Here is a 22,543-nt window from a genome sequence, read left to right as displayed (position 1 = left end):
TGGAGGGCCTCCCGGGATGGTCGGTCCCGCCCTCTAGGGTTCTCCGGTGACCTCCCCATCGGCCAAGCCGGCTGTCGACTCCTCGCCCGTCCGCGACCTGCTCGCGACGGCCGTGACGGCGCTCGGCGGCCAGGAGCGGGCGGGGCAGGTCGCGATGGCGGAGGCGGTCGCCCAGGCCTTCGCCGACCGGGAGCACCTCCTCGTCCAGGCCGGCACCGGCACCGGCAAGTCGCTGGGCTACCTCGTGCCGGCCCTGCTGCACGACAAGCGCGTCGTGATCGCCACGGCGACCCTGGCCCTCCAGCACCAGCTGGTCGAGCGCGACCTGCCCCGGCTGGTCAAGGCCGTCGGCACGACCCCCGGCCTCGACGCGTCGTACGCGGTGCTCAAGGGGCGGTCCAACTACGCCTGCCTGCACCGGATCCGCGAGGGCGCCCCCGACGACCAGGGCGAGCTGATCCAGATCCCCGAGGGTTCGATGGGCGCGAAGGTCCTCGAGCTGCGCACGTGGGCCGAGGCAGCGGCCGAGGCCGGCGGCAGCGGCGAGCGCGACGACGCTCCGCGGCACACCGAGAAGGAGTGGCGCCAGGTCAGCGTCTCGGCGCGGGAGTGCCTGAGCGCGAGCAAGTGCCAGTTCGGCCAGGAGTGCTTCGCCGAGCGGGCGAAGGAGAAGGCGCACAAGTCGCACCTGATCGTCACCAACCACTCGCTGCTCGCGATCGACGCGATCGAGGGCATCCCGATGATCCCCGACTACGACGCCGTCGTGATCGACGAGGCCCACGAGCTCGCCGCGCGGGTGACCCAGGCGGCGACCGACGAGCTGTGGGCCGCCGAGGTGGAGCGGGCCGCGCGGCGCAGCGTGCGCCACGTCGAGGGCAACGAGGCCGACGACCTCGCCGACGCCGCCGACGCGCTGCGGGCCGCCGTCAGCGAGGCCCCGGCCGGCCGCTTCGAGCGGCTCCCCGAGGACCTCGCCGACGCGCTCGCGCTGGTCCGCGACGCGGCCCGTGCGTGCATCTCGGCGTTCCCGAAGGCCGAGGCGGGCAGTGAGCCCGACGCGGCGATGACCCAGGCGAAGGGGATGGTGCAGGAGGTCTTCGCGACCGCGGAGCGGATGGCGGCCAACTCCGAGCACGACGTCCTGTGGCGCACCGAGGGCAGCGACCGGATGCCGCCGACGCTGGCGATCGCGCCGCTGCAGGTCTGGGGGCAGATGCGCGACAAGCTGCTCGCCGACAACACGGTCGTGATGACCTCGGCGACGCTGATGCTCGGCGGCGACTTCAACGCCGTCGGCCGCTCGGTCGGGCTCAAGCCCATGCCCGACGAGGAGCAGCCGTGGCGCGGCATCGACGTCGGGAGCCCGTTCGACTACGCCACGCAGGGCATCCTCTACGTCGCCCGCCACCTCCCGCCGCCCGGCCGCGACGGACTGGGCCCGGCCCAGCTCGACGAGATCACCCAGCTGGTCGACGCCGCCGAGGGGCGCACACTCGGGCTGTTCTCCAGCCGGCGTGCGGCCGAGGCCGCCGCCGAGCACGTCCGCAAGGCGCTGCCGCACCTGACCACGCTCGCGCAGGGCGAGGCCCAGCTGCCCGAGCTCGCCCGGCAGTTCGTCGAGGACCCGCACACCTGCCTGTTCGGCACCCTCGGCCTCTGGCAGGGCCTCGACGTCCCCGGCGACACCTGCCAGCTGGTGATCATCGACCGGATCCCGTTCCCGCGACCCGACGACCCACTGATGAGCGCGCGTCAGAAGGCCGCCGACCAGGCGGGCGGCAACGGCTTCATGCAGGTCGCCGCCACCCACGCCGCGTTGCTCCTGGCGCAGGGTGCCGGCCGCCTGATCCGGACGACGAGCGACCGGGGCGTCGTCGCCGTCCTCGACCCGCGGCTGGCGACCGCCCGCTACGGCTCGTTCCTCAAGGCGAGCCTGCCGCCGATGTGGCCGACGACGGACCCGCAGGTGGTGCGCCAGGCGCTGGCCAGGCTCAGCCAGTCACCTTCACGCTGATCGCCTGGCTGCTCGACCCCTGCTGGGGCGTGCCCTGGCAGGTGTAGAGGTAGGACTGCTGGTCGTCGGCCATGTCGCCGCAGTTGTAGCGGGTGTCGCCGTTGGCCACGGTGACCTCGATCCACTCGGTGGTCGAGCCGAACGCGTAGCTGACCGAGGCGTTGCCGTCGCTGGTGAGCGGCACCACCCTCGAGACCGCGCCCTGGTTGCGACGCTTCACGGTGATCACGGCCGCGGCACCGATCGACAGGGTGTTGAGGTTCAGCCCGACGGTGACCTTCGAGGTGACCAGCCCGGACCCGCGGGTGAAGCGGTACGTGCCGGTCGCGAGGTGGGTGAGGCTGAAGCCGACCGACCGGGTGCGCGCCGAGGACGTCATCGTGTAGGTCTTGCGCAGCGGCGCGGGCCGGTAGGCGCTGCCCTCCTCGTAGAGGAGCGGGCGGCGGTTCCACATGCCGAAGGTCGCGAGCTGGGTGGAGATGTTCGTGCCCTTGGCGGCGAGCTCGTCCACCAGGCCCTGGAGCGAGTAGGTGTTGGCGTCACCGGAGCCTCCGTCGTCGAGACGACGCCAGATGTCGCGCACGATGGTCGGCAGGCCGGCGACCGAGGTCGGGTAGCGCTCGGAGAGGTAGCGGAAGAAGATCCAGGTGCCGTAGGGCTCGATCTGCGTGAACGCGTCGAGCGCCTGGTTCGGCTTGGCGAGCGGGCCGTAGGGCAGGTAGGCGCGGTTGTCGTTGATGCCGTCGTACAGCTCGTCCTCGACCCAGCTGGCCGTGGCCTCCATGATCCAGCCGTCCTCGTTGACGTCGTAGGCGAACTGGACGGCGTGGAAGAACTCGTGGGCCGCGGTCACCCGCAGCGCCGAGCGCGGCAGGATCCCGAACTCGGCGTAGTTGTTGTCGAGCACGCAGTACGCCGGCGCGGCCACGTGGCCCGAGACGTCCTCGTCGGTGGTGCAGTAGCCGTAGGCACCGGCGCTGCCGATGTTGCCGAGGTAGACGTCGGGCAGCGAGCTGCCGTCGGCCCCACCGTCGGAGATCGGCTTCTTGTAGCCCGCGCGGACGTAGGTGTTCGCGACGTTGCGCATCGTGTCGAGGGTGAACTCGACGTAGTCCGGCGTCCCGCCGGCCACGCCGGGGAAGGCGCCACCGGCGCCGTCGTTCTCGGTGGGGATCGCGTTGGTGCCGCTGCTCACCCAGTGCACGCACACGACGGTGTTGCACTTGCGCTTGACGGTGTGCGAGCCGTAGCAGGCGAGGTCCTCGTTGAGGCACTCCGAGGCGCTGTCGGTCGGCCGGGCCAGCAGGCGCGCGGCCGTCGCCCGCTTGGAGTCGGGCAGGTCGCCGCGCGTGACCGCGAGGTCGCGCAGCGCCAGGGTGAGGTTCTTGCCCTCGACGTCGCCGGCGGCGGGGTCGGCCGGCTCGACCGGCGCCTCGACGAGGTCCTGCACCGTCTCCAGCGCGTGCTCGGCCACTTCCTCGGCGTCCGGTGCCGGGTCCGGGTCCGCCGCGCGGGCGGGGACGCCGAGCGCGGTCACCGCGAGGGCGGTCGCGAGCAGGGTGGCGAGCAGCGCGACGAGCGCCGACCAGGGGGTGCGGGGACGGATCATGGGGGAACGGGCCTCACCGAGTTGCCGACAGGGACCCCCTGACCCTATGTCAGACCCGGCGCAGGACCGCGGTGACCTTGCCGAGGATCGTGGCGTTGGTGCCGTCGATCGGCTCGAAGGCCGGGTTGTGCGGCAGCAGCCACACCTGCCCGTCCTTGCGCTGGAACGTCTTCACCGTGGCCTCGCCGTCGATCATCGCGGCGACGATCTCGCCGTTCTCGGCGGTCGGCTGCTGCCGGATGACGACGTAGTCGCCGTCGCAGATGGCCGCCTCGATCATCGACTCGCCGCTGACCTCCAGCAGGAACAGCTGGCCGTCGCCGACGAGCTGGCGGGGGAGCGGGAAGACGTCCTCGACGCGCTCCTCGGCGAGGATCGGGCCGCCGGCGGCGATCCGGCCGACGACCGGCACGTTGGCCGGCGCCGGAGCCGCGTCGCCGATGCCCGTCTCGTCGTACGACGTCTCCTCGGCGGAGCCCATCGCCTTGCGGGCGGCCATCACCTCGGGCAGGAAGACCTCGAGGGCGCGCGGCCGGTTGGGGTCGCGCTTGAGGTAGCCCTTCTCCTCGAGGACCCGCAGCTGGTGGGCGACGCTCGACGTGCTGGTCAGCCCGACGGCCTGGCCGATCTCGCGCATGCTCGGCGGGTAGCCGCGCTTCTCGATGCTGTCCTTGATGTGGGCCAGGACCCGCTGCTGGCGCGGCGTCAGGCCGGTCGCGTCCGGGGGACCGTCCGGCAGCTCGGTCACACCGCGTCCTGCCTTGCGCTCCGCCATGGGGTCCTCCCGTTCGCTCAGATGTCCCGGCCGTCCCGATCGGGACATCCCGATCAGCCGACCGGCTGCATGTGACGACGCTAACCGATCCGGCGGCGGCGTTTCAAACATCTGTTCGAACGGCGTGTCGCGACACGCCCTTCGAACACGATTTCGAACGGGTGCTGGATTTGTTCGAACGTGTGATCTAACCTCGTACACATGTTCGATCGAACGCCTGATCGAACACCTTCAGTCGGACCCCGTCACTAGACAGTTCCCGACAACTTCCCCGGAGGACATGAGACATGAGCACGATCAGCATCGCCCCCCACCGCGTCAGCACCGGCCGCAGCAACGGCGTGCGCGTCGGCACCTCCCGCGTCGCCGCCACCCGCCGGGTCGCGCAGCCAGCTCGCGGGGCGGGCCGGGTCCGGCTCACCCGCCGGGGTCGTGTGGTCGTCTTCCTCTTCGCGTTCGCGGTCGTCGCCGCTCTCGCCGTCGCGATCGCCGCCGGCTCCGCCGCCACCCGCGACGGCGGTGGCGCGCCCGCCGTCGACGTCGTGACGGTCGCCCCCGGCGAGACGCTGTGGGACATCGCCAGCGACGTCGCAGCGGCCAGCGGCGGCGACGTGCGCGGCGCGATGGCCGACATCCAGGACCTCAACACCCTCGACGGGAGCATGGTCTACGCCGGCCAGCAGCTCCGGATCCCCGCCGCGCACTAGCGGCGTACCGACTCTCCGCTGCCTCGACCCCAGCGGAGCTACTCCGCTGACTCGACCCCAGCGGAGCAGGGGAAAGGCGAAGGGTGGCAGGCCCGGCTCAGCGAGCCGCGCGCTTGCCACCCTTCGGCGCATTCGGGTCCCGCTTCGGCTTCGGCTCGGGTGACGAGGTCAGGCCGACGGCTCGCGAGAGGCGCACCGCCAGCATGAAGGCGAGGAAGAGGCAGAGCATGGCGCCGACGGATGCCACGGCGAGGAACAGCCAGGCGCTGCCCTTGCCGTCGTGTCGGGCGGTCGCGCCGAAGTCGATGGCCGCGAGCACCAGGTATCCCCAGGCCACCAGCGCGAAGGTGATCCCGACGGCCAGGGCGAGCAGGTCCGGACGGAAGCGCGCCTTCGTCTTGCCGCCCGCGCGCTTTCCACCTGTCACGGCGGTCATTCTGACTGATGGCTGGTTGGCCCGCGACTCAGGGCACCTCCGAGACCACGTAGACGGCGACCGCGGCGCCGGTCCCGGAGTCGGAGACGTTGAGCACGACGCCGTACTCCTCGCTGGTCAGGTTGGCGCTGGTGCCGCCCAGGCTGCTCTGGTTGGTGAAGCCGGCGTCCTCGAGCTCGGCGACCGCCTCGGCGAAGACGTCCTCGGCGCTGCCGTCGCTCTCGGTGCCGATGGTCCAGCCGGTGCCGTCGGGGGTGTCGACGGCCGTCCCGGACTTGACCTCGCCGACGAGCGGGACGGCGTCCTCGGGGAAGCCCTCCGGCAGGTCGCCGCCGCCGATCACGACCGAGCCGTCGCTGTTCTCGACCTTCACCTCGCCGTCGTCGAGGTCGACGTCGACGTCCCCGCCGTTGCCGTCCTCGATGGCGTCCTCTGCGGCGTTCTCGGCCGCGTTCTCGGCGGCGTTCTCGAGGGCGTCGCCGCAGCCGGCGAGGGTCAGGGGAAGGGCGAGCGCGGCGGCCGTGGCCGCGACGGTACGACGAAGGCGGGGTCGGGTGCGCAGGGCGGTCTTCGAGCTGGACATGGGGGGTCGCTCCTGGGGGGTGGGGGGAGGTCGGCGCGACCCGAGACACGCCGGTCGGGAACTGCTGTCGAACAGCCTCGTCCACCGCGTGACCTGCGCAAACGCGGGTACAGGTAAAAGTTCGCGCAAGTCGTGGCCCCCCGGCCTTGCACCCGTGGTGGTCGGGGCGTACGGTTACCACTACATCTAGTAGTTACAACGATGTAGTTCTCCACATCTAGTCCACAGGACGAGGGGTGGAGATGCACAGATCATCGCTCGTTCTGCACAGTCGGCGCCCTGGTTTCCACAGGGCCGACGGTCAGGCGGCGAAGCCGACCGGGGGAGGAGGAACCATGCACTGTCCGTACTGCAAGCACCACGACACCAAGGTCCTCGACTCCCGGGTGGCCGAGGACGGCTGCTCGATCCGCCGCCGGCGGGTCTGCCAGTCCCCGAGCTGTGAGAAGCGGTTCACGACGGTCGAGCTGATGCAGCTCACCGTGCTCAAGCGCTCCGGCGCCACCGAGCCGTTCAACCGCGAGAAGGCTGTCCAGGGCGTCCGGAAGGCCTGCAAGGGCCGCCCGGTCGGCGAGGACGACCTGGCCCTGCTGGGCCAGGAGGTCGAGGACCAGCTCCGACTGGCCGGCAGCCCCGAGATCGCGGCCCACGAGGTGGGCCTGGCGATCCTGACCCCGTTGCGCCGCCTCGACGAGGTGGCCTACCTCCGCTTCGCCTCGGTCTACCGCGGGTTCGACTCCGCGGCCGACTTCGAGAACGAGATCGCCCTCCTGCGCGCCGAGCGCCAGTTGCAGGGTGACCCAGCCCCGACGGGCTGACCACAGACGCCCGGCAGGTAGTGGGGAAGCTGCCTGCCGGGCCACCAACGTCCCTGCCCCTCGGACCGGGGCACGCATTTCACCGCACGACCGCAGCACCGACGCATCACGCCGACACCGACACCCAGCACCAGGAGAGTCATGACCGAGACGGCCAGCAACCCGACCGAGGCAGGCGCACGCGCCGGCAAGGGCCTGAAGATCGAGCGCATCTTCAGCACCGAGGGCGTGCACCCCTACGACGAGATCACGTGGGAGCGCCGCGACGTCGTCCAGACGAACTGGAAGACCGGCGAGACCGTCTTCGAGCAGCTCGGTGTCGAGTTCCCCGACTTCTGGTCGCTGAACGCCTCGACCATCGTCACGACGAAGTACTTCCGCGGCGCCGTCGGCACCCCGGAGCGCGAGACCGGCCTGCGCCAGCTCATCGACCGCGTCGTCTCGCGCTACGTCGCGGCGGGCATCGAGCACGACTACTTCGCGACCACGGCCGACGCGGAGATCTTCGAGCACGAGCTCACCTGGCTGCTCGCCAACCAGTACTTCTCGTTCAACTCCCCGGTCTGGTTCAACGTCGGCACCAAGTCCCCCCAGCAGGTGTCGGCCTGCTTCATCCTGTCGGTGGATGACTCGATGGACTCGATCCTCAACTGGTACAAGGAGGAGGGCTTCATCTTCAAGGGCGGCTCCGGCGCCGGCCTGAACCTCTCCCGCATCCGCTCGTCCAAGGAGCTGCTCAGCAGCGGTGGTACGGCGTCCGGACCGGTCTCCTTCATGCGCGGCGCCGACGCCTCGGCCGGCACCATCAAGTCGGGCGGCGCGACGCGTCGTGCGGCCAAGATGGTCGTCCTCGACGTCGACCACCCCGACATCGAGGAGTTCGTCGAGACCAAGTGGCGCGAGGAGGACAAGATCCGCGCCCTGCGCGACGCCGGCTTCGACATGGACCTCGGCGGCAAGGACATCACCTCCGTCCAGTACCAGAACGCCAACAACTCGGTCCGCGTCAACGACGAGTTCATGAAGGCCGTCGAGAACGGCACCGAGTTCGGCCTGCGCTCGCGCAAGGACGGCTCGGTCATCGAGACCGTCGACGCCCGCAGCCTGTTCCGCAAGATCAGCGAGGCCGCCTGGGCCTGCGCCGACCCGGGCCTGCAGTACGACGACACGATCAACGACTGGCACACCAACCCCGAGACCGGGCGGATCACCGCGTCCAACCCGTGCTCGGAGTACATGTCGCTCGACAACTCCTCGTGCAACCTCGCCTCGCTCAACCTGCTGAAGTTCCTGCGCGACGACGACACCTTCGACGCGCCGCTCTTCGCGAAGGCCGTCGAGTTCATCATCACCGCGATGGACATCTCGATCTGCTTCGCCGACTTCCCGACCGAGCCGATCGGCCAGACCACCCGCGACTACCGCCAGCTCGGCATCGGCTACGCCAACCTCGGCGCCCTGCTGATGGCGATGGGCCTGGGCTACGACTCCGACGGCGGTCGCGCGATGGCGGCCACCATCACCTCGCTGATGACCGGCACGTCGTACCGTCGCTCGGCGGAGCTGGCCGCGATCGTCGGCCCGTACGCCGGCTACGCCCGCAACGCCGAGGCCCACCAGCGCGTGATGCGCAAGCACCAGGCCGCCAACGACGACGTGCGCCCGCTGCACATCGCCGACGCCGAGGTGCACAAGCTGGCCACGGAGGAGTGGGCCAAGGTCGTCGACCTCGGCAAGACCAACGGCTTCCGCAACGCGCAGGCCTCGGTCCTCGCGCCGACCGGCACCATCGGCTTCATGATGGACTGCGACACCACCGGCATCGAGCCCGACTTCTCCCTGGTGAAGTTCAAGAAGCTCGTCGGCGGCGGTTCGCTGCAGATCGTCAACCAGACCATCCCGCGGGCCCTGAAGAAGCTGGGCTACGACGAGGAGAAGATCGAGGCGATCGTCGCCTACATCGGCGAGCACGGCCACGTCGTCGACGCCCCCGGCCTCAAGCCGGAGCACTACGAGGTGTTCGACACCGCGATGGGCGAGCGCGCGCTCAAGCCCATGGGCCACGTCAAGATGATGGCCGCCTGCCAGCCGTTCCTGTCGGGTGCCATCTCCAAGACCGTCAACCTGCCGGAGTCGGCGACGGTCGAGGAGATCGAGCAGATCTACATGGAGTCGTGGAAGCTCGGCCTCAAGGCCACCGCGATCTACCGCGACAACTGCAAGGTCGGCCAGCCCCTCGCCGACGGTGGCGGCAAGGCCAAGAAGGACGCCGCTGCCGCGGACGCCGCCGCCGAGGCCGAGACCAAGGTCGTCGAGAAGGTCGTCGAGAAGGTCGTCTACGCGCCGACCCGCAAGCGCCTCCCGAAGTCGCGCCTGGCCCGCACCACGTCGTTCACCGTCGCCGGTGCCGAGGGCTACATGACCTCCGGCGCCCACGACGACAACACCCTCGGCGAGATCTTCCTCAAGCTCGGCAAGCAGGGCTCGACCCTGGCCGGCGTGATGGACGCCTTCTCGATCGCGGTGTCGATCGGCCTGCAGTACGGCGTCCCGCTGGAGACCTACGTCTCGAAGTTCACCAACCTCCGCTTCGAGCCCGCCGGCCTCACCGACGACCCGGACGTCCGGATGGCGCAGTCGATCATGGACTACGTCTTCCGCCGCCTGGCCCTCGACTACCTTTCCTTCGACGAGCGCGCCGCCCTCGGCATCTACTCCGCCGAGGAGCGCCAGCGCCACCTCGAGACCGGCTCCTACGAGCCCGTCGAGGAGACCGGCTCGGCCTCCGAGCTCGTCGAGACCGCCCCGGTCGCCAAGGCCGCCCCGGTGGTCGAGGACGTCGTCGAGGCCGAGGTCGACGAGGACCCCCTCGCCGGTGCCCCCGAGGTCAAGGTCGCCAAGACCACCGCCGAGCTCCTCGAGCAGATCACCGGCCACGCGGTCGACAGCCCGCTGTGCATGACCTGCGGCACGAAGATGCGTCCCGCCGGCTCGTGCTACGTGTGCGAGGGCTGCGGCAGCACCTCCGGCTGCAGCTGATCGATCCACGTACGACGGCCCGGTCCCTCCTCGGAGGGGCCGGGCCGTCGTACGTCGTCGGGGGTCGTGTGCCTGAGGCCCGCCTATCCGGCTGCCTCAGGCACACGACTCGACAGGATGATCAGCGGTCGCACTCGCCAGCAGGGTGGTGCAGGAAGCAGGCGTCACACATCGCGTTCCCGCCGGTCGGGTCGGGGGCGGTCTTCGACTGCCCGCCGGTCTTGCCGTTGCGGGAGGTGCGCCACACGTGCCCGCCGTGGGACGCCATGTGCTCGCTGTCGGGCCGGGTGATCCCGGCGCCGTAGTGGACGAGACCGGCAGCGACGGCCATCACCTCGGCACCGTCGGCGTCGTGGACGAGCACGCTGCGGTTCCACCCGTGGTGGGCGTACGTGAAGCTCACCCCGCCGAGGGCCTCGACGTCCGCGGCGATGTGGTCGCGATCGCGGTCGTTCCAGAGCGAGTCGAACTTGAGAAGTTGGGCCCGCGTCATGGCGTCGCCGTTGGTCAGGGTGCTCACCTGGCGATCGTCTCACCAGAGTTCCGCGCGGCTCGCATCCCGACGGCCACCGCGGGTGGCTCGTCCGGGGTGGATCGACCGGTCCTCAGGGCGTCACGACGATGCCCCGCGCGGCGAAGGCCTCCTTGACGACGACCGCAGCAGCAGCCCCGTCCCGCACCAGCGCCTTGTCGTAGATCGCCGTCGCCGCGGCGTCGAAGGACGTGTCCGGGGCGAAGTCGAACTGGGCGTCGATGACGGTGGTGTCGAAGTCGCGCGAGGTCAGGCCGAGGGCCTCGTACCCGGCGCGGGCGTCCCAGAGGCCGCGGCTCCAGATCTGGCCGTCGTAGTGGACCTCGCCCTTGCGGTCGGCGACGGTGAGGTCGGTGTCGAGGCGGCGCAGGCAGTGCACCGGCCCCGAGGTGTACGACGTCGAGTCCCAGTCCATGACGCAGGCCTCGGGCGCCTGCACGGGCCAGCCGTACTCCTCCGCGGCGTCGAGGCCGACGGACACGGCGAGGTAGTCGCCCCACGCCTCGCCGATCGAGCCGGCATCGAGGGAGGTGCCGTAGCCGGGGACCTGGGAGGCGTGGACGGCGTGGCCGTACTCGTGCACGATCACCTCGGCGTCCTCGGCGTCGTCCACGCCACCCTTGCCGAGGCGGATCCGGTAGGGCTTGTCGGTCTGGTAGCTGTTGTCGCCGCCGTACTGGTCGATCTTGACGCTGAACGACTGCTTGACCACCGGGCGCAGGGTGGAGCCGAAGCCGAGCGACTGGATGTACTCCTGCGCCTGGTTGACCCAGAAGTACGCCATCACCTGCTCGAACTGGTCGTCCTTGCGGTTGTAGTTGTAGACGCCCGTCGCCGAGTACGCCGGCGTGCCGGTCGCGGACTCGACGGTGACCCACCTGCCGCGGAGGTAGCCGGAGCCGTCCAGGTTGCGCAGCGGCACGGTCGCGTACTCGCTGCTCGGCACCGCGCTCGCCGAGTCCTTGGCATCGACGAGCGACTCGTCACCGCTCGACTGGACCGGGTTGACCTTGAACACCAGCCCGCTCCCGGTGGTGACGCCCGCGGCGGGCTTGGCGCCGGCCGGCGCGGCCGCTGCGGAGATCGTGAGGACGACGGCGAGGGTGGCCAGGGCCGGGCGAAGTTGCACGTTCGGGACACTAACACCGGACGAAGTCCGCGTGGAGGGCTGCGAGCGACTCGTTTTTGCCGGGTTGTCTGCAGGTGGCGGGCCCCGGGGAGGGGTGCCCATGAGAGCATGCATCCCGCCAGTTCCTCGTTGCTCGATCTCGGGAGAGAACAAAGTGAAGAAGTACGTCGTCGCGATGGTGATGGCCCTCGCTGTCATCCTTCCCGCCGCCCCCGCACACGCCGCGACGATGACGATCGAGGACTCGAACACCGACGCCCAGGTGCGCAACGCGCCTCCTGCTCGCGCGAAGTCGACGGCCGAGATCGAGAAGATGACCGTTTGGAAGTCGAACGGGATGGCGTACTTCCGCTTCCACCAGGCGGGGCTGAAGTGGCGGAGCACGGACCGTGCCTACTTCACGCTGCGGACCGGCTCGGGCTGGTGGCGGTACTCGCCCCAGCTCGGCATGGTCTATGCCTCGTCGTGCATCGTGGCGGTCAGTGGCCGTTACAACCTGACCACCGACACGGTGACGATCTCCTTGCCGACGTCGTGCTTCCTGCGGGGCAGGAACGCCGTCCAGGGTGACACCGAGTTCAAGCTGCCGTCCGGCGCCAAGGCGTTCGACGGGACACGGATCGGCGAGTACACCTTCCGCTGACCCGGCGCTCGCCGACGGCCCTGCGTCGACGACGTCCTAGGGCGCCAGGCGCGTCGCGACCAGCTCCACGGCCGGTACGTCCGCCGGCGCCCAGTCCAGCCCATCCAGCGCGCCCGGTGCGACCCAGCGGAGCGCGGTGTGCTCGGTCAGCTGCGGCGTGCCGGACACGATCCGGCACCAGAAGGTCGTGAGCACGACGACGACCCGGCCGTCGTCGTACCGGGTGGTGGCGATCTCGTCGCCCACCTTGACGACGCACCGGAGCTCCTCGTCGATCTCACGCTCGAGCGCGAGGCGGCCGGACTCGCCGTGCTCGACCTTGCCACCGGGGAACTCCCACTTGCCCGAGAGCGACCCGTCCGGACCGCGCTGGGCACAGAGCACCAGGCCGTCGCGCACGATGACGGCGCCGACGACCTCGATCTCTGGCTGGCGAAGGCGGTCGTCCATGACGGCAGCCTAGGAGCCCGCGTCAGTAGGTCTCGAAGGTCACGACCGGCTCGCCGTCGACCAGGTCGACAGTGGCGTTCACGTAGAGGTCCACCTGCTCGGTCTCCTTCGTCCAGTCGGCGGCGCCGAAGCCGTACGACGCGTCGTACTCGTAGGTCACGGTCGCCTCCCCGGTCTCGTCGGACGAGAGGCTGGCCGGGAAGGTCCCGTCGAAGTAGTCCCAGGAGACGGTGGGCATGGTGGTGAGCGTCCAGACCACCTTGCGCTGCTTGTCGCCGGACGCGAAGGCGTCCTGCGGGCAGTCCTCGGGGGAGAGCTCGGTGGCCTTCATGCACGCGTCGACCCAGTCGGTGATCGCGGTGTCCACCTTGTCGCGCAGCTGGTCGGACGGTCCGGGCTGGCCGGTCTCGGCGTAGATGCCGAAGGAGTCCGCGGCGGGGACCGAGGTGGATTCGTCGCTGGGCTCGAGCCACGGGTTGTCGCCGTAGGGGTTGAAGACGTAGGAGCCGGGGAGCGCCCAGAAGTCGGCATCTTCGCCACCATCGGCCTCGACCGTGACGCCGTTGGCCTCGACGGAGGTGCTGGTGTCGGGCACCGAGACCGTCACCTCGCGGGCCAGGCCACCCTCGTCGACCTTCCAGTCGTCGAAGAAGAGCGCGCGCTTGCCGTCGGGGCTGAGGGTCAGCTCCACATCGTTGCCGTCCTCCGGGCCCTCGAGGTCCACGGTCACGGTGATCGTGTCGCCGAACTCCTCGACGTCGGTGATCTCGTAGCCGGTGATGCGGTCGTCGGCTGCGGCGTACACCTCCTCGGTGAGGAGCGCCACCGATGCCTCGTCCTCGTCGACCGGGGCCAGTTGCAGCACCTTGTCGACGTCGCCTGCGACGACCGCGTCGAGGTAGGCCTCGGCCCGCTTCTCCGGGTCGGCCAGCGTCGAGCCGACGATGCTGAAGACGAGGACACCGAGCAGGCCGAGCCCACCGATGACGGCGGCCGCGACCAAGCCCTTCTTCGCGCGGGCGCGATCGCCGGGCGACATCGGGATGCGCTGGACCGGGCCCGCTGGTGGCGTCGGCCGGGTCGGGCCGGCCGCCAGCCGTCGGACGACGGCGTCGGGCAGCGATCCGACGAGGGCCGGTGCGACGAAGCGTGAGAGCGCCTCGATCGCAGCACCCCAGAGCGCCAGCACCGGGATCAGCCAGTAGGCGCCGCTGTAGGTGATGCCGCCGTCGACGCCGAACAGGGCGCCCGAGAGGCGCACCGTCGAGATCATGCACACGAGGAGCGCGCCGACGGCGTACGCGATCGGCAACGTCGCCCAGGAGGCCGGGTGGGCCAGCCACGCACGGTCCCCACCGCGGCGCAGGTGCCACGCGATCGAGGCGACGACCAGGAACAGGACGGCCAGCACGGGCAGCACGACGGCGGGGAACCAGCCGAGGTCCCACGCGAACGCCTGCTCGCCCGCTGCGGTGACCGCGCCGACGTGCGCCATCGCGAAGGCGCCGAGGGCGAGGGTCGGACCCCAGACCAGGGCGTAGAGGGCAGCGTCGAAGCCGCTGTCGACCAGCATCCAGACCACGGCGATCGGCACCAGCAGCACCACCCAGGCCAGCACGTGCTGCGTCACCAGGTGCGTGCCGCGCCGTACGTCGGCAGGAACCGCGGCCGGCCACAGCGCCCCGTGCACGGACTGTCGCCCGAGAAAGGCGGCGCCGCCGGCGAGGATCAAGGTCCCGAAGAACAGGCCGACCGTCGCCGAGTGCATGACGAGGTCGTCGTCGCGCATCGCCAGGACGCGCGTAGCCACCACGGCGACGACCGCGGTCGCGAGCGCACCGCAACCGGCGAGGATCGCCCGCTCCAGGGTGCTGCTCGTCGGCGCGGAGCGCTCGCTGCGCCGTGACAGTCGGAGCACGGCGAAGACGAACACTGCGGTGATGAACAGCGGTGGGGCGAACAGGTGCAGCGCGAACTCGTCGTCGCCCAGCCCGATCGACCCGCCCAGCGCCATGCCGGCGATCTGGAACGGGATGCCGATCAATGTCCCGATCACCTTGATGTCGATGTCGCCGGAGGGGTCCCCGTCGCTGGAGCCGTCGGCCTCGAGCGCGATCGCCAGCACGATCAGGCCCATCAGCACCAGCGACGCACCCAGCGAGATCGCGTACGCCAGCAGCGGCGCGCCGCAGGAGCGCACGATGCTGCGCAGGGTCGGCACCGTGGTGGCGACGACCCGCGGTGGCAGGGCGGGAGGCGCCGGGGGACCGGTCGGTGGCGGTGGCGGTGGCGAAGCAGGGCTCGGCGAGCCGGGGTTGTCCATGCGGGGCATCTTGGCGGGGCGGCCCGACGGAATCAGGGGATTGGCGGAAATGGGACGAGGTCGCGGTTGCTAGCGTCGAGACGTGCCCGCCCGCGACCGCGCCGACGTCGTACGACGTGCGAAGGCGCTCCTCGGCCGCACGATCACCGGTCACGGCGTCACCGTCCGGATCACCGAGGTGGAGGCCTACGGCGGGGTCGAGGACCCGGCGTCGCACGCGTTCACCCGCACGCCGCGCTCGGAGATCATGTACGGCCCGGCGTACCGGCTCTACGTCTACCGCTCCTACGGCATCCACTTCTGCGCCAACGTCGTCACCGGGCCGACGGAGATCGGGGCGGCGGTGCTGCTGCGGTCCGGGGAGGTCGTCGACGGCCTCGACCTGGCCCGGCTCCGGCGCAACCACCCGGCCCGGGACGTCCAGCTGGCAAGAGGGCCCGGCAATCTCGCGCAGGCGTTGGGGATCACGCTCGACGACCTCGGGACCGACCTCCTCGCCGACGACACCGACCCACCCGACCCGCACGACACGCGGGTCCGCCTCGGGCCCGAGCCCGCCCGCAGGCCCCGGGTCGGGACCGGCCCGCGGGTGGGCGTCTCCAAGGCCGCCGACGTGCCGTGGCGGTTCTGGATCGAGGGCGACCCGACCGTCTCGGCCTACCGCCGCAGCCCGCGGGCGCCGGCCCCGGAGCACTACGCTTCCGGCACGTGAGCACCGAGTCGTCGTACACGAACGTCACCCTCGACCCGCAGGCCAACATCTACTTCGACGGCGCCTGCGTGAGCCACACGTTCTTCCTCGCCGATGGCACGAGGAAGTCGGCGGGCGTGATCTTCCCGGCCAGCCTGACCTTCGGCACGGCCGCGCCGGAGGTCATGGAGCTCAACGCCGGCTCGTGCCGCATCAAGCTGGCCGGCGAGGACGAGTGGACGACCTACTCCGCCGGCGAGTCCTTCAGCGTGCCGGGCGACTCGTCGTTCGACATCGAGGTCACCGAGACGCTCGGGTACGTCTGCCACTACGGCTGATGCAACCCCGCGCGGGGTCCCACTCGTGAGAGGGACATGAGACCGAAGCCCCGCGACGCGGAGTTCGAGGAGTTCGTCCGGAGCAACCGGAGCAGGTTGCTCGGGACGGCGACGGTGCTGACCGCCGGCGACCACCACCTGGCCGAGGACCTGGTCCAGGGGACGCTGGTGCGGATGTACCTCGCCTGGGGGCGGGCGACGAAGCGTGGGGGAGCGGCGGCGTACGCCCGTCGGGTCCTCGTCAACAGCTTCATCGACCACCGCCGGCGACCGTCGGTCTCCCGGGAGACGGCGACCGCCGAGCTCCCCGACCGGGCGGGCGCGCCTGCGGAGGAGCCGGTGGACGCCGCGCTGCTCGCGGCGCTCGGCGCGCTGGCTCCCCGCATGCGGGCCGCCGTCGTGCTGCGCCACGTCCTCGATCTGAGCGTCGAGGACGCCGCGGAGGTCCTCGGCTGCAGCGAGGGCACGGTCAAGAGCCAGACGGCTCGTGGCCTGGCCCGGCTGCGCGAGGTGCTCCCGGAGCCCGCCCCGGTCCCGCCCCCTCACGAAGGAGACCTCGCATGACCGACCTCGACGACCTCGCCGGCCGCCTCCAGCGCCTCGACACGCAGCCGTCCGCCACCACCGACGAGACGGTACGACGCGACCTGCTCCGCGCCCGTGGCGCGGCCAGGCGACGGGCCGCCCGCCGCTTCACCGCGGGCATCGGCGTCGCCGCCGTGACCGCCGTCGGCGTGACCCTCGTCGTCAGCAACCAGGGCACCACGACCGAGAAGCCGCCGACCATCGCCCAGCCCAGCCAGACCCCGGACGCCAGCGTGGACCTGGTCGCCTACACCGGGGCCCAGCAGCCCGGCTTCGTCGTCACGAAGGTGCCCGAGGGCTTCGTGCTCGAGGGCGCGACCCCGTTCAACCTCAACATCGCCCGCGCCGGCGACACCAGTGGCCTCGACGTGTTCGAGGACAAGCTCGTGGTGATGCTCGAGTCCTCGTCGGTCTCGACGCCCCCCGAGGGTGATCCGGTGAAGGTCGGAGGGTTCGACGGCTGGCTGCGCAACAGCGAGGGCGGCACCTGGACGCTGACGTACGACGACGGCGACCACCGTGTCGTCGTACAGGCCTGGAAGTCGCTGGGCCTGACCGCCGACCAGGTGGTCGAGTTCGCCGAGGGCGTCACCGTCACCGCGCAGGCGCAGGCCGGCGTCGGCTGAGTTCCACCAATCGCCGGACATCTCCGCCTCCCGGTCGTACGGTCCGGGGACCGGGAGGTGGAGATGTCAGGGATGCGGATCGGATGGGCGGCGCTCGTCGCCGCGCTGGCCGTCACGGCGGCGGGCTGCGAGATCGACGACGGCGAGCCCACCGCCGGCGACCCGGTCGTCACGCAGACGGTGACGGAGACCGCGACCGCGGAGCCCACGGAGGTCGCCACCAGCGTCGAGCCGGTCGCCGAGGAGCCGACGTACGTCGTCACCCATGTCGCTGACGGCGACACCATCGACCTCGACAGCGGTGACACGGTCCGCCTGGTCGGCATCGACACCCCCGAGCGCGGCGAGTGCGGGTTCGGCCCGGCGCAGTCGGCCATGAAGCGGCTGGTGCTCGGCAAGGAGGTCACCCTCGTCGAGTCCGACGAGGACGCCGACAAGTACGGCCGGCTGCTGCGCTACGTCGAGGTCGGCGACCTCGACGTCGGCCTGCGGATGATCCGCAAGGGCCTCGCGATCGCCCGCTACGACTCCCGCGACGGCTACGGCCGCCACCCGCGCGAGGACCGCTACATCACGGCGGACGAGGCCGCGGCCGACGTCACCTGCCCGAAGCCGAAGCCGAAGCCCGAGGAGCCCCGCGGCTTCGCCGACACCGGCGAGAAGGGTGGCGACTGCGAGCCCGGCTACGACCCGTGCGTCCCGCGCTACCCGCCGGACCTCGACTGCGCGGACGTCGGCCCCGTCACCGTCACCGGGTCCGACCCGCACGGGCTGGACCGGGACGGCGACGGGGTCGCCTGCGGAGGGGACTGAGGTCAGGCGGCGGCGACGAGCTCCGCCTCGTCCTCGCCCACCGCCTCGCTGGTACGACGACCGCGCCGGTCGAGCACCAGCCCACCGATCGCGACCAGCGCACCCAGCGCCGAGACCGCGGTGGCGAATGCCAGGCCCGGCTGGAAGCCGTCGAGCGCGGCCGCGGGGGACTCGGCGCCCGTCGTACCCGACGTGATGATGGCCGTGGTGACCGCGAGGACGATCGCGGCACCGACCTGCATCGAGGTCTGCAGCACGCCGGCCGCGAGACCCTGCTCGTCGTCGTCGATCCCGCTCGTGGCCTGGATGTTGATGGCCGGGAATCCGATCCAGCCGGCGCCGATGAGCAGCAGCGGCGGGAGCAGCACGCCGAGATAGGTCGGCGCGGTGTCGAGACGCACCAGGAACAGCAGGTAGCCCGCGGCCATGACCGTCATCGTCACCGCGATGATCGGCGCCGTGCCGTAGCGGTCGACGAGCTTGTCGGAGAAGACCGCCGACAGGGTGACCATCAGGCCGATCGGCAGCAGCGCGAGGGCCAGCTCCAGCGGGCTCCAGCCCAGGCCGTCCTGCAGGAACAGGGTGACGATGAACTGCCAGCTGAAGTAGGACCCGCCGACCGCGACGATCGCGATGCTGGCGCGCACCAGCGTGGCCTTGCGCAGGATCCCGAGCCGGATGAGCGGGTGCGCGATGCGGCGCTCGATCGTGACGAACGCGGCGAACAGGGCGGCGACGCCCACGAAGGACAGCACCGTCCGGGCCGAGGCCCAGCCCGCCTCGGGTGCGGACACGACCGTGTAGACGAGCAGGAGCATCGCGGCGCCCGAGGTCAGCGCGCCGAGCAGGTCGTGCCCGCCCTCCTCGGCCGGCTCGTCGTGCGGGACCAGCACCCACGCCGCCGCGAGGGCGAGCAGCGCGATCGGGACGGGGAGCAGGAAGGTCCAGCGCCAGCCGACGCCGGTCATCAGGCCACCGAACAGCAGGCCGGAGGAGTAGCCGCCGGCACCGAAGACGGTGTAGATCGACAGCGCCTTGTTGCGGGCCGGTCCCTCGGCGAAGTTCGTCGTGATGATGGACAGGCCGGTGGGTGCGGTGAACGCGGCGGCGAGGCCCTTGATGAACCGGGTCGCGATGAGCAGCGGGCCGGAGCTGACCAGGCCGCCGAGCAGCGACGCCGCGGCGAAGACGGCGAGCGCGATCAGGAAGACCCGGCGCCGGCCGAGCAGGTCGGCGGTCCGGCCGCCGACGAGCAGCAGGCCGCCGTACCCGAGCACGTAGCCGCTGATCAGCCACTGGAGCGAGGACGTCGACAGGTCGAGCTCGGCGCCGATCGAGGGGAGCGCGACGCCGATCATCGAGACGTCGAGCCCGTCGAGGAAGAGCACCACGCACAGCGTGATGAGCAGGCCCCAGGTGCGGCCGGACCAGCGGATCGCGCTGCCGGCGGCGGACTGGTGGGGGTTGAGGGATGTCGAGGACATGGCATGGAAGACTTCCATGCATGTGCATTCAATGCAAGCGCAAATAATGCGTTTGCATAAAAGTAACCTGCTGGCTAGGATGCGAGCGTGTCCAAGGCGCCTGCCCCGAGCGCGCTGGTGGAGGAGTGGCGACAGCTGCTCGACCGCCACGCGGTGGTCAGCTGCGCGCTCGAGAAGGCCCTCCAGGACCAGCACGGCATCGGCCTGAGCGAGTTCGAGACCCTCGACCGGGTGGTCGACGCCAACTGCGGCAAGTACCGCATGGCCGACCTCGCCGGCGACATCCACCTGAGCCAGAGCGCGCTCTCGCGCGCGATCACCCGGCTGGAGAAGGACGGGCTCGTCGAGCGCTCCGCCTGCGCCGACGACCGCCGCAGCGTCTTCGTCTGCCTCACGCCCCGGGGCCGCGAGGTGTACGACGCCGCGCTGCCCACGCACCGCGCGGTGCTCGAAGGCACCTGGGGCGCCTGACCTGCTGGCGCGCCGCGGACGTCACTCCGTGACGGCGGACTCCCGGTTGAGCACCCGGGTGAACCGGGTCCGGTTGGCCGCGGCGTTGCAGAACAGGATCACGGCCAGGCCCAGCCCGGCGTACACGAACAGCACGGCGAAGGCGCCACCCGTGGCGGCGTCGGGGAAGTACATCGCGTCGCGGGCCACGGTCGCACCGGCGCCCGGCGGCAGCAGCTGGCCCACCGTGTGGCCGGCCTTCGGCAGCATCTCGGGGGCGATCGAGGAGCCGGAGATGATCAGGCCGACGGTGAAGTAGAGGCCGCCGATCAGGGATCCGGCCGGCCCGACGAGCGCCACGACGGCCGCCGTCGAGGCGGTGACCGCGAGCGAGATCAGGGCGAGTCCCCAGAAGAGCGTGACGTGGTCGGCGCCGTCGCCGACGCCGAAGAGCGCCATCGCGAGCAGCGCGACACCTGCGGACGCCACCGCGTAGACGACCAGCAGGGCTGCGTGGCCCAGGCCGCGCAGGGCCGAGCGGTCGACCAGGCCGCGCAGCCGGCCCAGCGCGAGGGAGGCGATCGACCCGCCGAGGCACAGCGCCTGGATGACGAAGCCGAGCGAGCTGCCGGCGCTGTCGTCCTCCGGCAGGGGTACGACGTCGGTGACCGGTGGCGGCGTGGTGAGGGCCGCGAGCGTGGCGACCGGGACCGGCCTGCCCGCCGTGGTCAGTGCCTGCACCTGCTCCTGGACCTGCTGTTGGTAGACCTTCGTGTACTGCGCCCGGAACAGGTTCGCCACCGACGGCGAGGCCGCGGAGGCGACGTACAGGGTCGGGGTGCTGCCCTGGAAGGCGACGCCGCCGTAGGCGTCACGCTCGCGGATCGCCTGCTGCAGCGCCTCCGCGTCGTCGTACGACTCGACCTTGAACTGGCCGTCCTTCTCCAGCTGCTTGGCCTGTGCCTGCTGCTCGGCGCTGCCGACGACGCCGACCGGGAGGTCGTGCGGCGAGGGGGAGTGGGCCATCGCGAGGTAGTAGACGGCCAGCACCAGCTGGATCAGCGCGCCCGTGACGGCGATCGCGAGGCCGAGCCTCGACAGCTTGCGGAACCCGCCGGGGGCAGGAGCGGTGTCGGTCATCGGGTCAGCCACAGTTGTCGCAGATGCCGGTCGCGGGGATCGCCATGAAGCACGTCGGGCACACGGCCACGACGGGCTCCGCCTTGACCGGCTTCGCGGGCGCCTTCGGGGCACGCGGCGTGGTCGCCTTGCGGGTGCCGGTCGCCGTCGGCAGCGTCGACTTCCGGACGACGGGCACCTCGACGACGGGCACCTCCACGACCGGCGGCACCCAGCCGGGCGGCGGCGGGTCGGTGATCGAGAACTGGCCGAGGATCTCCCGGGCCGCGTCGGTGGGCTGGTGCTTGGGCCGGGTGACGATGTCGAACGGCGACGACGCACCCTCGAGGAAGGTCTGCGCGTCGGGGCGCAGGGTCTCCGGGATGCGGCGGTGGCGCCAGCGCTGCGGGGTCGCGCCCTTCTGGGTGATGGTCACCAGGTCCGGCCGGTTCCACGCGACCAGCGCCCAGTCGTCGTGGTGGCTGGTCGCCCACACGGCCACGGCGAGGTCGCCCGCGTCGGCGGCGGCACGCAGCGCGATCCGCTCCGGGTTGGAGAACCGGCCCCGGACGTGGAGGACGCCGGGCAGCGGCTCGGTGACGTCGTACTCCTCGCCCTGCAGCTGGTCGACGAGGGGGCTGAGGTCAGGCGTGGTCTCCATCGCCTCCGAGGGTAGTCGAGTCCTCCGCGTCGTCCGAGACCGCACCCGTCGCCTCGGCGATGATCGTGGCCATCGCCACGCGGGCCGCCTCGGCGTCGCGCGAGCGGACCGCGCGGGCCACCTCGACGTGCAGGTCGACGGCCTCGTCCTTGGGGTGCGCCGGCATCAGGTGGTGGTGCGTGCGGCCGGCCAGCACCTCGGCCACGACGCCGTCGAGGGCGGCGAGCATCTCGTTGCCGGAGGCCTCGAGCAGCACGCGGTGGAAGACGATGTCGGCCTGCAGGAAGGCCTCGAGGTCGCCGGCCCGGCCGTGCACCACCATGTCGTTGGCGGCGGCGGTGAGGGCCCCGCACTGCTCCGGCGTCGCGCGTACGGCGGCCAGGCCGGCCGCCACCGGTTCGAACCCGCTGCGCAGCTCGCCCAGCGAGCGGAGCTGGTGGGGGCGGTCGCCGGAGTCGAGGCGCCAGCGGATCAGGCGCGGGTCGAAGACGTGCCACGACGTGCGGGGCAGGACGGTGACGCCGACCCTGCGCCGCGAGGCGACCATGCCCATCGACTCGAGGACCCGGACCGCCTCGCGGGAGACGGAGCGGCTGACGTCGTACTCGGTGTCGATGCCGTCGAGGGTCAGCACGGCGCCCTCGCCGAGCTCGCCGTCGACGATGCGCCGGCCGAGTGCCTCGAGGACGTCCTCGTGCAGCGCGGTGCGGGCCAC

At 71.3% G+C, this 22,543-nt stretch carries 23 protein-coding genes; 11 read left to right on the top strand and 12 right to left on the bottom strand.

The window, feature by feature from the left end:
- The first annotated feature begins 46 nt into the window (after nucleotides 1-46).
- On the top strand, nucleotides 47-2,017 hold the full coding sequence (locus AC2YHB_RS02665; RefSeq protein ID WP_487353437.1) for an ATP-dependent DNA helicase: 1,971 nt from the start codon (nucleotides 47-49) through the stop codon (nucleotides 2,015-2,017).
- Here the strand turns inward: AC2YHB_RS02665 and AC2YHB_RS02660 are convergent.
- Both AC2YHB_RS02660 and lexA read right to left on the bottom strand, forming a co-directional pair.
- Nucleotides 1,995-3,626 carry an MXAN_6640 family putative metalloprotease gene (locus tag AC2YHB_RS02660; protein WP_179649742.1) on the bottom strand — a complete coding sequence of 544 codons (1,632 nt, stop codon included), beginning with the start codon at nucleotides 3,624-3,626 and terminating at the stop codon, nucleotides 1,995-1,997. The two genes, AC2YHB_RS02665 and AC2YHB_RS02660, sit on opposite strands and share 23 nt — an antisense overlap.
- Nucleotides 3,627-3,675: 49 nt before the next feature.
- Entirely contained in the window at nucleotides 3,676-4,401 is a 726-nt protein-coding gene (lexA, locus tag AC2YHB_RS02655; protein WP_487353436.1) for a transcriptional repressor LexA, read from the bottom strand.
- A gap of 287 nt (nucleotides 4,402-4,688) precedes the next feature.
- Between lexA and AC2YHB_RS02650 the strand changes: the two genes are divergently transcribed.
- Nucleotides 4,689-5,108 (top strand): LysM peptidoglycan-binding domain-containing protein, encoded by a 420-nt coding sequence (locus AC2YHB_RS02650; RefSeq protein ID WP_487353435.1) that lies wholly within the window; start codon nucleotides 4,689-4,691, stop codon nucleotides 5,106-5,108.
- Nucleotides 5,109-5,205: 97 nt separating this feature from the next.
- Here the strand turns inward: AC2YHB_RS02650 and AC2YHB_RS02645 are convergent, their stop codons facing one another.
- Together AC2YHB_RS02645 and AC2YHB_RS02640 are read right to left on the bottom strand one after the other, a co-directional pair.
- Nucleotides 5,206-5,535 carry a hypothetical protein gene (locus tag AC2YHB_RS02645; protein WP_207009225.1) on the bottom strand — a complete coding sequence of 110 codons (330 nt, stop codon included), beginning with the start codon at nucleotides 5,533-5,535 and terminating at the stop codon, nucleotides 5,206-5,208.
- 37 nt (nucleotides 5,536-5,572) lie between these two features.
- Nucleotides 5,573-6,127, bottom strand: a complete 555-nt coding sequence (locus tag AC2YHB_RS02640; RefSeq protein WP_487353434.1) for a hypothetical protein — start codon at nucleotides 6,125-6,127, stop codon at nucleotides 5,573-5,575.
- A 335-nt stretch (nucleotides 6,128-6,462) separates the two neighbouring features.
- On the opposite strand from AC2YHB_RS02640, the gene nrdR reads away from it, so the two are divergent.
- Both nrdR and AC2YHB_RS02630 read left to right on the top strand, forming a co-directional pair.
- Nucleotides 6,463-6,945, top strand: a complete 483-nt coding sequence (gene nrdR, locus AC2YHB_RS02635; RefSeq protein WP_036547586.1) for a transcriptional regulator NrdR — start codon at nucleotides 6,463-6,465, stop codon at nucleotides 6,943-6,945.
- A gap of 141 nt (nucleotides 6,946-7,086) precedes the next feature.
- Complete coding sequence (locus tag AC2YHB_RS02630) at nucleotides 7,087-9,984, top strand: vitamin B12-dependent ribonucleotide reductase (protein WP_487353433.1); 2,898 nt, start codon at nucleotides 7,087-7,089, stop codon at nucleotides 9,982-9,984.
- 121 nt (nucleotides 9,985-10,105) lie between these two features.
- On the opposite strand, the gene AC2YHB_RS02625 is transcribed toward AC2YHB_RS02630, so the two are convergent.
- Both AC2YHB_RS02625 and AC2YHB_RS02620 read right to left on the bottom strand, forming a co-directional pair.
- Entirely contained in the window at nucleotides 10,106-10,504 is a 399-nt protein-coding gene (locus AC2YHB_RS02625) for a hypothetical protein (protein WP_207009230.1), read from the bottom strand.
- 85 nt (nucleotides 10,505-10,589) lie between these two features.
- Nucleotides 10,590-11,645, bottom strand: coding sequence for a M36 family metallopeptidase (locus AC2YHB_RS02620; protein WP_487353432.1), 1,056 nt, complete (start codon nucleotides 11,643-11,645; stop codon nucleotides 10,590-10,592).
- Nucleotides 11,646-11,799: 154 nt separating this feature from the next.
- Between AC2YHB_RS02620 and AC2YHB_RS02615 the strand changes: the two genes are divergently transcribed.
- Nucleotides 11,800-12,288: a hypothetical protein gene (locus AC2YHB_RS02615; RefSeq protein ID WP_179649753.1), complete on the top strand. Its 489-nt coding sequence runs from the start codon at nucleotides 11,800-11,802 to the stop codon at nucleotides 12,286-12,288.
- Between the two features lie 36 nt (nucleotides 12,289-12,324).
- On the opposite strand, the gene AC2YHB_RS02610 is transcribed toward AC2YHB_RS02615, so the two are convergent.
- Together AC2YHB_RS02610 and AC2YHB_RS02605 are read right to left on the bottom strand one after the other, a co-directional pair.
- Nucleotides 12,325-12,738: a (deoxy)nucleoside triphosphate pyrophosphohydrolase gene (locus AC2YHB_RS02610; protein ID WP_179649755.1), complete on the bottom strand. Its 414-nt coding sequence runs from the start codon at nucleotides 12,736-12,738 to the stop codon at nucleotides 12,325-12,327.
- 22 nt (nucleotides 12,739-12,760) lie between these two features.
- Nucleotides 12,761-15,061 carry a zinc ribbon domain-containing protein gene (locus AC2YHB_RS02605; protein ID WP_487353431.1) on the bottom strand — a complete coding sequence of 767 codons (2,301 nt, stop codon included), beginning with the start codon at nucleotides 15,059-15,061 and terminating at the stop codon, nucleotides 12,761-12,763.
- 82 nt (nucleotides 15,062-15,143) lie between these two features.
- On the opposite strand from AC2YHB_RS02605, the gene AC2YHB_RS02600 reads away from it, so the two are divergent.
- From AC2YHB_RS02600 to AC2YHB_RS02580, 5 genes are all read left to right on the top strand, one after another.
- Complete coding sequence (locus AC2YHB_RS02600; RefSeq protein WP_487353430.1) at nucleotides 15,144-15,773, top strand: DNA-3-methyladenine glycosylase; 630 nt, start codon at nucleotides 15,144-15,146, stop codon at nucleotides 15,771-15,773.
- Nucleotides 15,770-16,090, top strand: coding sequence for a pyrimidine/purine nucleoside phosphorylase (gene ppnP, locus AC2YHB_RS02595; RefSeq protein ID WP_179649761.1), 321 nt, complete (start codon nucleotides 15,770-15,772; stop codon nucleotides 16,088-16,090). Before AC2YHB_RS02600 ends, ppnP begins: the two co-directional genes overlap by 4 nt.
- Before the next feature lie 36 nt (nucleotides 16,091-16,126).
- A complete protein-coding gene (locus AC2YHB_RS02590) occupies nucleotides 16,127-16,654 on the top strand; it encodes a SigE family RNA polymerase sigma factor (protein WP_179649763.1) in 528 nt (175 codons plus the stop codon).
- Nucleotides 16,651-17,301 (top strand): hypothetical protein, encoded by a 651-nt coding sequence (locus AC2YHB_RS02585; RefSeq protein ID WP_487353429.1) that lies wholly within the window; start codon nucleotides 16,651-16,653, stop codon nucleotides 17,299-17,301. Before AC2YHB_RS02590 ends, AC2YHB_RS02585 begins: the two co-directional genes overlap by 4 nt.
- A gap of 72 nt (nucleotides 17,302-17,373) precedes the next feature.
- Complete coding sequence (locus tag AC2YHB_RS02580) at nucleotides 17,374-18,114, top strand: thermonuclease family protein (protein WP_487353428.1); 741 nt, start codon at nucleotides 17,374-17,376, stop codon at nucleotides 18,112-18,114.
- A 2-nt stretch (nucleotides 18,115-18,116) separates the two neighbouring features.
- On the opposite strand, the gene AC2YHB_RS02575 is transcribed toward AC2YHB_RS02580, so the two are convergent.
- Nucleotides 18,117-19,598 (bottom strand): MFS transporter, encoded by a 1,482-nt coding sequence (locus AC2YHB_RS02575; RefSeq protein ID WP_036547610.1) that lies wholly within the window; start codon nucleotides 19,596-19,598, stop codon nucleotides 18,117-18,119.
- An 87-nt stretch (nucleotides 19,599-19,685) separates the two neighbouring features.
- On the opposite strand from AC2YHB_RS02575, the gene AC2YHB_RS02570 reads away from it, so the two are divergent.
- The gene (locus tag AC2YHB_RS02570) at nucleotides 19,686-20,069 is read left to right on the top strand and encodes a MarR family winged helix-turn-helix transcriptional regulator (RefSeq protein WP_487353427.1); all 384 of its coding nucleotides are present in this window, start codon (nucleotides 19,686-19,688) and stop codon (nucleotides 20,067-20,069) included.
- A 21-nt stretch (nucleotides 20,070-20,090) separates the two neighbouring features.
- Here the strand turns inward: AC2YHB_RS02570 and AC2YHB_RS02565 are convergent, their stop codons facing one another.
- Genes AC2YHB_RS02565 through AC2YHB_RS02555 form a run of 3 tightly spaced genes read right to left on the bottom strand, consistent with a single transcriptional unit; the run spans nucleotide 20,091 to nucleotide 22,543 of the window.
- Nucleotides 20,091-21,188, bottom strand: coding sequence for an ABC transporter permease (locus AC2YHB_RS02565; protein WP_487353426.1), 1,098 nt, complete (start codon nucleotides 21,186-21,188; stop codon nucleotides 20,091-20,093).
- 4 nt (nucleotides 21,189-21,192) lie between these two features.
- Nucleotides 21,193-21,828 (bottom strand): hypothetical protein, encoded by a 636-nt coding sequence (locus AC2YHB_RS02560; protein WP_207009259.1) that lies wholly within the window; start codon nucleotides 21,826-21,828, stop codon nucleotides 21,193-21,195.
- The gene (locus tag AC2YHB_RS02555) at nucleotides 21,812-22,543 is read right to left on the bottom strand and encodes a FadR/GntR family transcriptional regulator (RefSeq protein ID WP_036547616.1); all 732 of its coding nucleotides are present in this window, start codon (nucleotides 22,541-22,543) and stop codon (nucleotides 21,812-21,814) included. The genes AC2YHB_RS02560 and AC2YHB_RS02555 overlap by 17 nt, the downstream gene beginning before the upstream one ends.

This window comes from Nocardioides sp. SRI_004 (assembly GCF_057586415.1).
Note: the sequence above shows the minus strand (reverse complement) of the source record. Positions and strands in the feature narration are given on the sequence as shown.

What these genes read in the sequence shown, in the direction of transcription:
- AC2YHB_RS02590 (WP_179649763.1), top strand. Translation starts at nt 16,127, where the DNA reads ATGAGACCGAAGCCCCGCGACGCGGAGTTCGAGGAGTTCGTCCGGAGC.
- AC2YHB_RS02575 (WP_036547610.1), bottom strand. Translation starts at nt 19,598, where the DNA reads ATGTCCTCGACATCCCTCAACCCCCACCAGTCCGCCGCCGGCAGCGCG.
- AC2YHB_RS02605 (WP_487353431.1), bottom strand. Translation starts at nt 15,061, where the DNA reads ATGGACAACCCCGGCTCGCCGAGCCCTGCTTCGCCACCGCCACCGCCA.
- AC2YHB_RS02640 (WP_487353434.1), bottom strand. Translation starts at nt 6,127, where the DNA reads ATGTCCAGCTCGAAGACCGCCCTGCGCACCCGACCCCGCCTTCGTCGT.
- AC2YHB_RS02630 (WP_487353433.1), top strand. Translation starts at nt 7,087, where the DNA reads ATGACCGAGACGGCCAGCAACCCGACCGAGGCAGGCGCACGCGCCGGC.
- AC2YHB_RS02610 (WP_179649755.1), bottom strand. Translation starts at nt 12,738, where the DNA reads ATGGACGACCGCCTTCGCCAGCCAGAGATCGAGGTCGTCGGCGCCGTC.
- nrdR (WP_036547586.1), top strand. Translation starts at nt 6,463, where the DNA reads ATGCACTGTCCGTACTGCAAGCACCACGACACCAAGGTCCTCGACTCC.
- lexA (WP_487353436.1), bottom strand. Translation starts at nt 4,401, where the DNA reads ATGGCGGAGCGCAAGGCAGGACGCGGTGTGACCGAGCTGCCGGACGGT.
- AC2YHB_RS02585 (WP_487353429.1), top strand. Translation starts at nt 16,651, where the DNA reads ATGACCGACCTCGACGACCTCGCCGGCCGCCTCCAGCGCCTCGACACG.
- AC2YHB_RS02650 (WP_487353435.1), top strand. Translation starts at nt 4,689, where the DNA reads ATGAGCACGATCAGCATCGCCCCCCACCGCGTCAGCACCGGCCGCAGC.
- AC2YHB_RS02565 (WP_487353426.1), bottom strand. Translation starts at nt 21,188, where the DNA reads ATGACCGACACCGCTCCTGCCCCCGGCGGGTTCCGCAAGCTGTCGAGG.
- AC2YHB_RS02660 (WP_179649742.1), bottom strand. Translation starts at nt 3,626, where the DNA reads ATGATCCGTCCCCGCACCCCCTGGTCGGCGCTCGTCGCGCTGCTCGCC.
- AC2YHB_RS02580 (WP_487353428.1), top strand. Translation starts at nt 17,374, where the DNA reads ATGCGGATCGGATGGGCGGCGCTCGTCGCCGCGCTGGCCGTCACGGCG.
- AC2YHB_RS02560 (WP_207009259.1), bottom strand. Translation starts at nt 21,828, where the DNA reads ATGGAGACCACGCCTGACCTCAGCCCCCTCGTCGACCAGCTGCAGGGC.